Origin of the sequence: Saccharopolyspora flava, assembly GCF_900116135.1 — a bacterium.
GTDB lineage: Bacteria > Actinomycetota > Actinomycetes > Mycobacteriales > Pseudonocardiaceae > Saccharopolyspora > Saccharopolyspora flava.
In genome coordinates, this window is the sequence record NZ_FOZX01000018.1 from 1 (window position 1) to 12578 (window position 12578).

Here is a 12578-nt window from a genome sequence, read left to right on the forward strand (position 1 = left end):
CGTTGTCGACCACGTACAGGATCGCGTCAACGATCTCGCGGCGGCAGTGTTTGGTTCGACGTCCGCCTCGACCGGCCAGCCATCCTGGCGTCGGTAGCAGCGGCTCAATGACCGCCCACTGCGCCTCGCTCATGTCCGAGGGATAGCGACGTGACCTGCGTGAAGGGCGATGCGAGGTGGCCAGCAGGCAGCATTGCCCACCCCGCGCGTGAACCAGCGACGCATTCGGGCACGATGACACCTCGGGACTCCTCGGTAGAGCGGATGACTAGGCATCAACCGATCTACCAGGAGTCCCTTCTCATGCCCGCACCCACCCACCACCCAAGATCAAGTTCAGGAACAGGCTCTGAGAAGACCGCCGTCGCGTCCGGAGTTTGGTAGTTCAGGAACGAACCGGCCTGACCGTCCGGGAATTCCTCGAACGCGAGGTCCGGCGGATCGCAGTAGTAGTACGTCAGCACGGTGCCCTCGAAGCCGGGCTTATCCCAGACGCAGAGGTGTTTCTCGCCGCACTCGGCGAGGGCGCGCTGGGTTGCTTCCTGCTCGGTCTCGCCGAAAGCCAAGCCCGCACCGGCCCCCATGACAAGCAAGCAGCCTGCCCCGGTCGCAGCGGCTCTTCGGATCATCGTTGTTGCGTGCATTTCTCTTTCCCCCAGTTGGTTCGCCCGGTCACCACCGAGCGGTTCGGTGGTGACCGGGCTCCTTACATCAGCAGGGATCCACCCCCACCAGGTTCAGGTTGGCGCCGTCGGCGATCGCCTCGTTCACCGGTGACCTGTAGCCCTCGGTCCACGTCGCCGGGTCGCCCGGGTTGCCCGTGGCGAACGAGGAGACGACGTCGCCGTACTGCGTGTTCAACCACGAACCGGCCCGCTCGTCATCGAACCCTTCGAACTTGGCCCAAGCGGGCAGGCATTCGTGGAAGACGTTCACCTTTCCCGAGAAGTTCTCGCCATCCCAGACGCACAGCTGGCCGTCGCCGCAGACCGCCTTGGCGCGCTGCACGGCCTCGTCCTGCGTCTCACCGAAGGCGACGCCGCTACCGGTCGCCATGAGCAGCAGAGCACCGGCCCCGGTTGCGGCGATCTTGCGAGTCCTCGTCGACATGCTTTCCTCCCAGATTCAACGTTCACGGGCGTGCGGACGCACAGGTGTCCCGTCGTGTGGTGATTTCGGTGTTCCGGCCCCCAGCGGCCCGGTTCGGGCCTTGGCATCGCGACACCCATTCCACGTCGCACGTTCGACTAGGGTTGCCTCGAACCGGACGGAAAATGCGTGGTTTTCGGTGAAGCCACCCGGCCGAGTCCCCGCGAGCCGCGAACTCACACCCGGTAATCGACGCACACATCAACCAGGCAGCCGGGTTTCGCGGCGAACCCGCGTGCGAAACCCCCGCGCACCGCCGGTGTGCGCGCAGTGTGAGGAACTTGAACCCTCAGCGAACGCTCCGGTGTGGATCGGAGACGGGCTCTGCGCACCGGAACCGACTCGACGCGCGGATCACCCTAGCCGCAGCGGGGTCCTCGAAGTCGCGCACGCACCGAGCAGTTCCGGCGATCAGCACAACGAACGAGCTTGGGGCAGTGGTGAATCGCCCGAGGCCGCGGAACCGGCGAGCGGGTGGCCTACGCGGACCCGCTGGTGCCGTCGGTCCGGTTGGGTGAGACCACGTTGCGAGCCGATGAAGCTCCCGAGACCCGCCGGTGGGACCTCGTCATCGTGCACACGCCCCACCCGGGAGCGCCGACCTCCTGGCTGAGCGGCCAGAACGCCGTCCTAGACACCACCTACCGGCTCGACCCGGCACTGCGCTGCGCGCACCTCTGACGGCGGTCCTGCGATGCGGACGCCGGTCGCGGCGGCGTGTGGTGCGGGTGGATTCTGGGCGGACCGACAACGCCATCTCCCGATGGAGGCCGAGATGAGCACACCGACGGTGGACCCGACGTTCTACCGCAGTCCCGCCGAGGCGATCGCCGCACCACCGGAGACGCTGGCCTACGTGGTCACCTTCGACCGCGCCGCCGAGCAGCCGGACGCGCTGGCCGTCATCGGCACCGACCCGGACGCCGAGGGCTACGGGCGCGTGGTGGGCTGGGCGGACCTGCCCACGCGCGGCGACGAGCTCCACCACTTCGGCTGGAACGCCTGCAGCAGCGCGTTCGCGCACGCCGGGCACCACACCGACGGCCTGCAGCGCCGCTACCTGCTGCTGCCGGGCCTGCGGTCGTCGAACATCCACGTCTACGACACCCACCCGGACCCGGCGCAGCCGCGCCTGGTGCGCACCATCGACGCCGACGAGCTCGCCGCCCGCGCCGGCTACTCGCGGCCGCACACCCTGCACTGCGGGCCCGACGGCATCTACCTGTCCTGCCTCGGCGCCGCCGAGGGCGACGGGGGACCGGGCGGGATCGCCGTCCTCGACCACGACACCTTCGAGGTCGTGCGGGCGTGGGAGACCGATCGCGGCCCGCAGCGGCTGGCCTACGACGCCTGGTGGCACCTCAACCAGAACACGCTGATCACCAGCGAGTGGGGCACGCCGTCGATGATCGAGGACGGCCTGGTGCCCGAGCTGCTGCTGGGGCAGGAGTACGGCCACGCGCTGCACTTCTGGGACCTCGCCGAGGGCAGGCACGTGCAGCGCGTCGACCTCGGCTCCGAGCACCAGATGGTGCTGGAGCTGCGCCCCTCCCACGACCCGGGCGCGACCTGGGGCTTCGCCGGTGTCGTGGTGAGCACCGCGGACCTGTCGGCCTCGGTGTGGCGCTGGTTCCGCGACGGTGCGGAGTGGAAGGCGGAGAAGGTCATCACCATCCCCGCCGAACCCGCCGAGACCGAGCAGCTGCCGCCCGCGCTGCAGCCCTTCGGGGCGGTGCCGCCGCTGGTCACCGACATCAACCTCTCGGTCGACGACCGGTTCCTCTACGTCTCGTGCTGGGGGACGGGCGAGCTCAAGCAGTACGACGTCAGCGACCCGGCGCACCCGCGCGAGACCGGGTCGGTCCGGCTCGGCGGCATCGTCGACCGCGCCCCGCACCCGTCGGCGCCCGACCGGCCGCTGGCGGGCGGGCCGCAGATGGTGGAGGTCAGCCGCGACGGGCGGCGGATCTACCTGACCAACTCGCTCTACGGCGCCTGGGACGACCAGTTCTACCCGGACGGCGTCGGCGCGTGGCTGGCCAAGCTCACCACCGACCCGCAGCGCGGTGGGCTGGCGGTGGACCGGGACTTCTTCCCGCACGGCGAGGACTTCCGGGGCCGCCGCGCCCACCAGGTGCGGCTCCAGGGCGGCGACGCGTCCTCGGACTCCTACTGCTACGCGGGCGGCTGAGACGCGACGAGGGGCCGCGAGCGTTGCTCGCGGCCCCTCGATCGGGTGAAGGCTTCAGCGTCCGCGGGTCGACGGCCGGGCCGACGCGGTCGCGGAGACGTCGCGGATCTCGTGGCTGCCGTCGCCGCGGCCGATCACGACCTCGGCGGCGATGCCGGTGAACAGGCCGTTCTCCACCACGCCCGGGATCCAGTTGAGCTGGGAGTCCAGCGCGATCGGGTCCTTGATGGCCTCGAGGTGGGCGTCGACGATGAAGTTGCCGCTGTCGGTGACCAGCGGGCCGCCGTCCTTCTCGCGGCGGGTCAGCTTCACGCCCGGGTGGCCGAGCGAGTCGAGCAGCTCGCCGATGGCGCGCTCGGTGGCCTGCCACTCGAACTGCACGACCTCGATCGGCAGCGGGAACTTGCCGAGCTGGCCGACGACCTTGCCCTCGTCGACCACGCAGACCATCTTCTGCGAGTTGTCGGCGATGATGCGCTCCCACAGCAGGCAGGCGCCGCCGCCCTTGATCATGTGACCGGCGGCGTCGATCTCGTCGGCGCCGTCGACGGTGAGATCCAGCTTGCCGACCTTGGCCAGCGTGGTCAGCGGCACGCCGACCTCGAGCGCCAGGTCACGGGTGCCGGTCGAGGTGGGCACACCGGCGACGTCGAGGCCGTTGGCCACGGCCTCGCCCAGCGCGCGGACGAACCAGTGCGAGGTGGTGCCCGAGCCCAGGCCGAGCTTCATGCCGTCGCGGATGTAGGCGTCGATGACGGCCGTACCCGCGGCCCACTTCGCCCGGTCCTGCTCGTTACTCGGTTGCATCGGTGCTCAAGTCTCCTGTGGACGCTCCTGCGGATCACCGCCGGTCGGGCCGGGCGGTGGGTTCGACGTCACGGTACATGTGCTGGTCGCGGGCGGTCGCCGGGTCGTGCCTCGCGCTCCCGCGGACCCCGCCGCCGGGACCCGACGGACCGCGTCGGGGGCTTCGGAATCGATCTGGAAAGCCACACCACCGGGTGACGTCGCGGCGTGCGGACGATGATGTTGCTCGCGCAACGAAGGTGCGGGTCAGCGTCGGTTCAGCGGGTCGATCCGAACGGCCTTCGCGATCGTGCGGCGTTCGCCGATTCCGGTAGGCTCCGCCGTCCCACCGGTCGGTCCGGGGTGTCCGCATCGGAGGGACGCGGCCGAAACCCGCTGCGGTCCAACCCGTTCCACGGGCTCCGGTCGCTGTGCCGCGCGTCACGCCGACCCTCGGAGGCGCCGCCCGTGACGCGATCACCGGGTGCCGATCGAGTTGCTGATTCCCTTTCGGACCGAACAATGGACCCGGTGGGGGTAATCCGGTCGCGGGGCGTCCGGGGGGAATGAGTGGAAGGACGCTTGAGCCATGCCCTTCTATTCGACGATGGCCGAGACCGAGATCGCGTGCCCGGCCATGGACGTCTACAGCTACATCACCAACCCGGCCAACTGGGAGGGCGGCCGGCCGGTGACCGACCCGGGGTGGACGCTCGTTCCGCCGGGCAGGAAACCCGTCGACGACGGCTGGCAGGAGGGGCGCGGGAACCGCTGGGCGATCCTGGACGCCGAACCGGGCCGCCGCTGGATCGTGCGGTCGCGGGGCGTCGACGGCGCCTCGTCGGTGACCATCACCTACAGCTTCTCCGAGGTCGACGGCATGACGCACGTCTTCCGGCACATGGAGATCGAGGTGTCCGAGCACGCCGCGGTCAGCGAGCACGCCCGCGCCGCGTTCGCCTGCTCGCCGCCGAACCGCGAGCTCGTCGTCACCATCAAGCACGCGCTGGAGAACGCCCGCCGGGTCCGGCTCCCGGACATCCCGCTGCCGGACGTCCCGGTGCCCGCCTCGGAGAAGCAGACCGCCTGACCGGCCGGGGGCGGGTCATTCGATGATGGCCCGCCGGTTGGCGACCTCGATGGTGCCCGGCAGCTCCTGGATCGGCGACGGGCGGCCCAGGTAGTAGCCCTGGGCCTGGTCGCAGCCGAGCCGGCGCAGCACCGCCAGCTGCGCGGGGGTCTCCACGCCCTCGGCGATGACGCCCAGGTCGACCGCGTGGGCCATCGCCATGATGCTGGTGACCAGCGCCTCCGAGTCGTGCGAGTGCGCGATGTCGTTGATGAACGACCGGTCGATCTTCAGCGAGTCCAGCGGCAACCGGAGCAGCTGCGCCAGCGAGGAGTAGCCGGTGCCGAAGTCGTCGATGGCCAGCCGGACCCCGTATCGGCGCAGCTCGTCGAGCATGTGCGCGGCGGTGTCCGGGTCGTGCATCAGCGCGCTCTCGGTGATCTCCAGCGACAGCGCCCGAGCGGGCAGGCCGGAGCCGCGCAGCGCCCGGTCCACCGCCTCCGGCAGTCCCGGGTCCTCCAGCTGGCGGACCGACAGGTTCGCCTTCACCCGCAGGTCCAGGTCGAAGCGCGCGCGGTACTCGGCGACCTGCTGCACCGCCGTGGACAGCACCCAGCTGCCGATGTGGTGGATGAGGTCGCTCTCCTCGGCCATCGGGATGAACTCCTCCGGCGAGACCGTCCCGTGCTCCGGATGCGTCCAGCGCAGCAGCCCCTCGACCCCGGAGACCCGGTTGGAGTGCAGGTTGACGATCGGCTGGTAGGCCAGCCACAGCTCGCCCCGGTCGACCGCCGAGCGCAGGTCCTGCTCCAGCTCCAGGTAGCGCTGCAGCCGCTCGCGCAGTTGCACGTCGAAGAACGCCACCCGGCCGCGCCCGCGCGTCTTGGCCTCGTACATCGCCACGTCGGCGTCGCGCAGCACGTCCTCCGGGGTGCGCGGGTCGCCCTGCGGGACGAGGACGATGCCGATGCTGGCGTCGACGTGCAGGTGCCTGCCGTCGACCAGGATCGGCTCGGTGAGGCGCCGCCGGATCCGCTCGGCCAGCGCGTGCAGGCGTCCCGAGTCCCGCTCGTCGTGCACCAGCACCACGAACTCGTCGCCGCCGTGCCTGCCGACCTGCTCGTCGGAGCGCATCACCGCCCGCAGCCGCTCGCCGGCGACCCGCAGCACCTCGTCGCCGACGACGTGCCCCAGCGAATCGTTGATGATCTTGAACTTGTCCAGGTCGATGAACATCACACCGGTCGGCGTCGTGCGCCCCTCCTCGCGCATCGCCGCGTGCAACCGGCGCAGCACCATCGTCCGGTTCGCCAGCCCGGTCAGCGGGTCGTGCGTGGCCTCCCGCTCCAGCTGCTTGCGGAAGGCGCGCGGCTCGGTGATGTCGGTGAACGACACCATCGTGCGGTGCGGCGGCGCGTCCTCCGGCGTCAGCGACCGCGCCGAGATCGCCAGCCACGCGCTGCTGCCGTCCCGGCGCTCGAACCGCGCGACGCGGCGGGTCTCCGGCTCGCCGCTGTGGCGGGTGCGCGCCGACGGCGGTTCCGGGAGGCGCTCGCCGTCCTCGTCGTAGGTCACCCACGTCTCCGGGGAGCTGCCCAGCAGCTCCTCCTCCTGGAAGCCCAGGATCGCGGCCGCGGCCGGGTTGGTGGTGACGATCCGGCCGCCCTCGTCGACGATCAGCACGCCCTCGTCGAGCAGGCTGACCACCGTCGCGTAGCGCTGCTCGGCGGTGCGCCGCGCCGTCTCGTCGGCGCAGACCAGCACGTAGCCGTTGCCCATCTCCGCCGCCGAGATCCGCACCAGCACCGGCGACCCGTCGGCGTGCCGGTGCTTGGCCTCGGTGGTGCCGCCCACCGTCAGCAGCGCCGCCGGGTCGATCCCCGAGCCCACCACCTCGTCGACGGGGCGGCCGCGAGCCTGCTCCGCGGAGTAGCCGTAGATCGTCTCGGCGGCCGGGTTCCAGCTGGTCACCACCCCGTCCCAGGTGGTGGCGATGATGGCGTTGCTGACGTGCTCCACCAGCGCCGCCTGGTAGCGCAGCGCCGCCTCCGCGGCCCGCTGGGCGGTCACGTCGTGCAGGATCACCTGGAACGCCGGGCGCCCGTGCCAGCTGGTGCGCACCGCCACCGACTCGACCAGCATCCGCGAGCCGTCGACCCGGATCATCTCGGCCTCGGCCGGTTCGGTGGTCGTCCCCGGCTCGTTGGCCACCGACAACCGGGAGAACAACCCCGCCCGGGAGTGCTCGGCGACGAACTCGGTGATGGGATGCCCGACGATCTCGTCGGGGGAGGAGGCGCGCATCATCCGCACGCCCGCCGGGTTGACGTAGACGGTGATCCCGTCCTGGTGCACGCACACCGCGTCGGGGTTGAGCTCGATCAGCCGCCGGTAGCGGTCGGCGATGTCGGTGTCCAGCCGCTGGTCGCGCAGCGGCGGCGCCGCGTCCACCGCGATCCCGATCAGGCACCGCTCACCCCGGTAGCGGGTGGTGCTGCAGCGCAGGAAGGCCGAGCGCGCCTCACCGGAGCCGGTCAGGAACGGCTCCTCCAGGGCTTGGGAGTCCGGGGCCTGGCCGGTCTCGGCGGAGTGGATCAGCGGCGAGACGAGTTCCAGCAGCCGGGTCCGGATCTGCTCCGAGTCGTCCTCGTCGACCTGCAGCAACCCGGCCATGCCCGCCGACCAGTGCAGCTCGCCGTCGGAGAACCGGTACGACCAGGCGGCGGCGCGGTTGACCTGGCAGGCGAGGTCGCGGAGCCCCTCGTCCAGACCGGTCGCGTCGTCCAACCGGTAGCTCTCAACCATGGCCCTCCGCTTCCCAGGCGAACGCCGCCGACACCGTACGTCGCCGGTCCCCGGGCTGCCCGCTCGCCCCGTGCGGGCGAGCGGGGGAGCGGGCTCAGTTGCGCCGCACCGCGGCCTGCGGGGGCCGGGTGAACATGTCGACGTCCACACTCGGACCGACATCGGTCAGCCTCACGGCCACCTGCTCGTTGTCGATGGTGAACGCTTCGTACGAGAACTTCCAACCGGTCGCCTCGATGTGCTCGTGCCACGCCCGGTACTCCCCGAACTGCCACCCCGGGTAGTTGAAGAACTCGTCGAACACCACGACGCTGCCCTCGCGCAGCCGCGGGCCCACCAGCTCCAGAACCGTCCTGGTGGAGGAGTAGATGTCGCAGTCGACGTGCAGGAACGCCACCGGTCCCGGATGGGCCTCCAGGAAGTGCGGCAGCGTCTGGTCGAACCAGCCGACGACGAGCTCGGCGCCCTCGACCTCCGGTGGCCCGTCCGGCAGCATCTCGCCGCCGAAGGTGCCCTCCGGGAACCCGGCGCGCCAGTGCTCCGGCAGGCCCTCGAAGGAGTCGAAGCCGTAGACCTCGACCCCCTTGCGGGAACGGGCGATCTCGGCGAGCGTCGTGCCGGAGTAGACGCCGAACTCCAGCGCCATGCCCTCGGCCGGGGCCAGCGACAGCGCGTGGTTGAGGGTGGCGATGGGGTGCGGCAGCATCCGCGCCGAAGCCATCTCCTGGTGCACCAGCTTCGCGGTGGACACCGCGGCGTCGCGCTCACCCGCGGCGAACAGGTCGCGGCGCGAGCGCATCTCGAAGTCGCGGGTGGCGCTGACCGCGCGGTCGACCTCGGGGCGGACCACGCCTGCGACGGCCTCGGAGACCGCGCGTTGCAACTTCTCCCGTGCGGCGACCCGCACGGGGTTGAGGACGCGGGACAGCATGTTCACGATCTACTCCTTGGCAGCGTTGGTTTCGTCGAGCTGGAACAGGCGGGTCCAGTTCGTCCTGTCGGTGAGCGCGCGGTGGCCATCTCGCCACGCGCCCCGCGCCCGGTCTCCTTCGCGGCGCAGCCGCAGCGCTGTGCGCAGGGCCTTCGCGCCGATGCGACGAAGCTCGGCGCTGTCGACGCGGCGAACCGAGACCGACTCCTGGGAGGCGTCGGTGACCACCGCGGTCTCGAACAACCCGACGTGCCACCAGTGGGCGTCGCCGGACGGGATGGAGGCGGCACCGCCGACCTTGCCGCGCAGGTGCCAGACCAGGCGCTTCGCCAGCACCAGCCGACGGCGCGCCGGATGTGGCCCGGCCTTGGCGATGGGCCGCGAAGCCCCGCTCAGCCCCGGTACCTTCGAGGGCTCGTGGCGCGCGGTCTCGGGGTGGGCGGCGCGGATCCGCGCGATCCGGGCGAGCGTGCCGGCGTCACCGTCGCGCAGGACTTCGGGTCCGGCCAGGAAGTCCTCGACCGCGGCGATGAGCACTTCCGCCTGGGCGTAGCGCATCGATGCCAGGCATTCGGCGGTCCAGCGCAGGAACACCTTCGCGCTCGCCGCACCGCGGAAGTCGCCGTGCAGCGCGTCGATGATCAGCGCGTTGCGCAGGGTGAAGTATTGGACCCAGCTCTCCTCGTCCTTCCAGTCGAAATCGGCGTGCCACACCGCCGCGCCGGGCAGCGTCACGGTCGCGTGGCCCCGGCCCCGGATGCGGTAGCCGAACTCCACGTCGTCCCACTGGAAGAACATCGGGATGGGATAGCCCGCGTCGCGCACGATCTCCGAGGGCAGCAGGCAGCACCACCAGGCGTTGTAGTCGGCGTCGACGCGCCGGTCCTGCAGCTGCTCGGTCAGGTTTGCGCGGTCGAGACCACCGTCCACGGCCAGGCCGGGCTCGATGGTGGTGAACCGGGCGTGCTCGGCGGAGACGTGGATCCGGTACGGGTGCAGCAGCTGCAGCATCTGCGACCCGACGACGGTCGGTTCCACGGCCGAGTTGGCGAACGTCGTCATCCGCACCACCGTGTCCGGCTCCAGCAGGATGTCGTCGTCCATGAACAGGGTGTTGAGCACCGCGTCATCCGCGGCGAGGGATTCGTGCAGGCCGCGGGTGAAACCGCCCGCGCCCCCCAGATTGCGCTGGCGCACGTAACGCATCCGCCCGCCGAACATGTCGCGAACGGACTCGAACGGCTCGCGGGAATCGAGGGTGTCGTTGCCCTGGTCGACCACGTAGACGTCCGACAGCGCGCTCATCGCTGCCGGGTCGGCGGCCAGCGCGCGCAGCGTGTTCAGGCAGTCGTCGGGCCTGTTGTGCGTGCACAGCACAGCGGTGGTGGGTCGGCTGCGGTGCGGGTGGGGAACCACCCACTCGACATCGGCGACCTGCAGCGGGTCGGCTTCGGTGAGCAGCTCCAGCCAGATCGCGCCGCCGTCCACGAACTTGTCGATGGGCACGGTCCACTCCGCCCGCGTCTCGGTGGTGCCCGCGACGCGCGCGGTGCGCAGCGTGCGGGTGCCGCCGTGGGTGTCGGAGGCCATGACGCGCACGATCCCGGCGCCGCTGACGCTGGCTCGCACGGTTACTTCGGTGACGGGGGTCCAGCGCTGCCAGTAGCTGGCGGGGAAGCGCCCGAAGTAGGTCGAGGTGGACACGGTGCTGTGCGGGTGAACCGTGACCGCACTGCGATGCCGGGTGGCCGCGCCGTCCTCGATCTTGGCGTAGAGATCGACGGGCAGGCTGGCGAACGGTGGCGTGAAGAACGTTCGCATGGCTATCGCCGGGGCGTGGCCCTCTGGAGCGGGTGCCGCCTCCTCGGTCACCTCGGTGTCGTTCACTTCACGGAAGCCGCCAACAAGTGTCATGAGTGCCGCATTCTTCAACTGTGATCTCAACGGTTGGTTCGGCATGTTTATCGGGTTATGTCGGCGGATCTTGACGACGCGACCGCGCCGCACGCGGAAATCACCTCTTCCGGTGAAGATCGTGAATTCCGAGGTCCGAGGCGGTTTCGCGTCGTGTGTGATCGGTGGGGCGGTTGACAAAGCGGGCGGGGGTCACCAGAATTTTCAGCACGCCGGGTTCGACCGACTCGATGCGCTCCGATCCGGGGCGCGGCCGCTGGCTGAGAGGCGCTGCAACGGACATCACGTCCGCCACGCTCGGCTCGCGGGGTAAAGGGACAGCACGGTAAGGGCGCCTCCTGACGGAGGTGCCTTTTTTGATGTCGCGAGGGGGATCGCGGCCACCGGCCGACGCGCGAACGCCGTGGGGTATCCGGCGTCGTGCCGTCTGCGCGTGATCGCGGTCGGCGTCTTCCGCCACACCAGTCCGCTGTGGACTGAATTGTCGATGAATCGTGTTTTGCGAGAAGAGGAATCATGAGCGTGAAGCTTCAGCAGGTGGGCGGACTCGAGTTCGCCGTGCGGGACCTGAAGCTGGCGGAGGCCGGTCGTCACCAGATTCGGTTGGCCGAGCACGAGATGCCGGGATTGATGGCCACCCGCGCCGAGTACGCGGCGTCCCAGCCGTTGAAGGGCGCTCGGATTGCGGGTTCGTTGCACATGACGGTGCAGACGGCGGTGCTGATCGAGACCCTGGTGGCCCTCGGCGCTGAGGTGCGGTGGGTGTCGTGCAACATCTTCTCCACCCAGGACGAGGCCGCGGCCGCGGTTGTGGTGGGTCCGAACGGCACGCCGGAGAAGCCGGCTGGTGTTCCGGTGTTCGCTTGGAAGGGCGAGACGCTGGAGGACTACTGGTGGTGCACGGATCAGTTGTGGGAGTTCGGTGACGGCAAGGTCGCCAACATGATCCTGGATGATGGTGGCGACGCGACGCTGCTGGTTCACAAGGGTGTCGAGTTCGAGGCCGCGGGTGCGGTGCCGCAGCCTTCCGAGGATGACCCGGAGGAGTTCAAGGTCGTTCTGGAGACGCTGCGTAAGTCGGTGGCCAATGACAAGCAGCGGTTCACGAAGTTGTCGAAGGAGATCAAGGGCGTCACCGAGGAGACCACGACCGGTGTCCACAAGCTCTACGAGCTGGTGAAGTCGGGTGAGTTGTTGTTCCCGGCGATCAACGTCAACGACTCGGTGACGAAGTCGAAGTTCGACAACAAGTACGGTTGCCGCCACTCCCTGGTGGATGGCATCAACCGTGCCACGGATGTGCTCATCGGCGGCAAGGTCGCCGTGGTGTGTGGTTTCGGTGACGTGGGTAAGGGTTCGGCGGAGTCGCTGCGGGGTCAGGGTGCTCGGGTGATCGTGACCGAGATCGACCCAATCTGCGCGTTGCAGGCGGCGATGGAGGGCTACGAGGTCAAGACCCTCGAGGATGTTGTCGAGTACGCGGACATCTTCATCACGACGACGGGTAACTACGACATCATCAAGGCCGAGCACATGGCCAAGATGAAGCACCAGGCGATCGTGGGCAACATCGGTCACTTCGACAACGAGATCGACATGGCCGGTCTGGAGAAGACCCCGGGTGTCACCAAGCAGGAGATCAAGCCGCAGGTGCACGAGTACACCTTCTCCGACGGGCACAGCATCATCGTGCTGTCGGAGGGTCGTCTGCTCAACCTGGGCAACGCTACGGG

General features: G+C 69.8%; 11 protein-coding genes. 4 read left to right on the top strand and 7 right to left on the bottom strand.

Annotated features, from left to right (window positions below; all coding sequences use genetic code 11):
* From BM424_RS28165 to BM424_RS28175, 3 genes are all read right to left on the bottom strand, one after another.
* Positions 1–133: transposase (locus BM424_RS28165; protein WP_139274200.1), on the bottom strand; the 133-nt coding region annotated here is incomplete at its 3' end.
* Between the two features lie 151 nt (positions 134–284).
* Positions 285–566 (bottom strand): peptidase inhibitor family I36 protein, encoded by a 282-nt coding sequence (locus tag BM424_RS28170; protein ID WP_175548299.1) that lies wholly within the window; start codon positions 564–566, stop codon positions 285–287.
* A gap of 145 nt (positions 567–711) precedes the next feature.
* Positions 712–1110, bottom strand: coding sequence for a peptidase inhibitor family I36 protein (locus BM424_RS28175; protein WP_093424365.1), 399 nt, complete (start codon positions 1108–1110; stop codon positions 712–714).
* A 513-nt stretch (positions 1111–1623) separates the two neighbouring features.
* On the opposite strand from BM424_RS28175, the gene BM424_RS28180 reads away from it, so the two are divergent.
* Both BM424_RS28180 and BM424_RS28185 read left to right on the top strand, forming a co-directional pair.
* Positions 1624–1830, top strand: coding sequence for a hypothetical protein (locus BM424_RS28180; RefSeq protein WP_093424367.1), 207 nt, complete (start codon positions 1624–1626; stop codon positions 1828–1830).
* 94 nt (positions 1831–1924) lie between these two features.
* On the top strand, positions 1925–3340 hold the full coding sequence (locus BM424_RS28185; RefSeq protein WP_093424381.1) for a selenium-binding protein SBP56-related protein: 1416 nt from the start codon (positions 1925–1927) through the stop codon (positions 3338–3340).
* A gap of 54 nt (positions 3341–3394) precedes the next feature.
* Here BM424_RS28185 and rpiA read toward each other — a convergent pair whose 3' ends face one another.
* On the bottom strand, positions 3395–4147 hold the full coding sequence (rpiA, locus tag BM424_RS28190) for a ribose-5-phosphate isomerase RpiA (protein WP_093424370.1): 753 nt from the start codon (positions 4145–4147) through the stop codon (positions 3395–3397).
* Positions 4148–4715: 568 nt separating this feature from the next.
* Between rpiA and BM424_RS28195 the strand changes: the two genes are divergently transcribed.
* Positions 4716–5216 (top strand): SRPBCC family protein, encoded by a 501-nt coding sequence (locus BM424_RS28195; protein ID WP_093424372.1) that lies wholly within the window; start codon positions 4716–4718, stop codon positions 5214–5216.
* A 15-nt stretch (positions 5217–5231) separates the two neighbouring features.
* On the opposite strand, the gene BM424_RS28200 is transcribed toward BM424_RS28195, so the two are convergent.
* The 3 genes from BM424_RS28200 to BM424_RS28210 all read right to left on the bottom strand — a co-directional run bounded on the left by BM424_RS28200 (position 5232) and on the right by BM424_RS28210 (position 10818).
* On the bottom strand, positions 5232–8000 hold the full coding sequence (locus BM424_RS28200) for a sensor domain-containing protein (RefSeq protein WP_093424374.1): 2769 nt from the start codon (positions 7998–8000) through the stop codon (positions 5232–5234).
* A gap of 94 nt (positions 8001–8094) precedes the next feature.
* Positions 8095–8931, bottom strand: a complete 837-nt coding sequence (locus BM424_RS28205) for a class I SAM-dependent methyltransferase (RefSeq protein ID WP_093424384.1) — start codon at positions 8929–8931, stop codon at positions 8095–8097.
* 9 nt (positions 8932–8940) lie between these two features.
* Positions 8941–10818 carry a glycosyltransferase gene (locus BM424_RS28210; protein WP_175548300.1) on the bottom strand — a complete coding sequence of 626 codons (1878 nt, stop codon included), beginning with the start codon at positions 10816–10818 and terminating at the stop codon, positions 8941–8943.
* 543 nt (positions 10819–11361) lie between these two features.
* Between BM424_RS28210 and ahcY the strand changes: the two genes are divergently transcribed.
* The coding region (gene ahcY / locus BM424_RS28215; RefSeq protein WP_093424379.1) for an adenosylhomocysteinase at positions 11362–12578 on the top strand (1217 nt) is incomplete at its 3' end.

Coding starts and splice junctions, on each gene's coding strand:
- BM424_RS28205 (WP_093424384.1), bottom strand. CDS start 8,931: ATGCTGTCCCGCGTCCTCAACCCCGTGCGGGTCGCCGCACGGGAGAAG.
- BM424_RS28175 (WP_093424365.1), bottom strand. CDS start 1,110: ATGTCGACGAGGACTCGCAAGATCGCCGCAACCGGGGCCGGTGCTCTG.
- rpiA (WP_093424370.1), bottom strand. CDS start 4,147: ATGCAACCGAGTAACGAGCAGGACCGGGCGAAGTGGGCCGCGGGTACG.
- BM424_RS28195 (WP_093424372.1), top strand. CDS start 4,716: ATGCCCTTCTATTCGACGATGGCCGAGACCGAGATCGCGTGCCCGGCC.
- BM424_RS28200 (WP_093424374.1), bottom strand. CDS start 8,000: ATGGTTGAGAGCTACCGGTTGGACGACGCGACCGGTCTGGACGAGGGG.
- BM424_RS28185 (WP_093424381.1), top strand. CDS start 1,925: ATGAGCACACCGACGGTGGACCCGACGTTCTACCGCAGTCCCGCCGAG.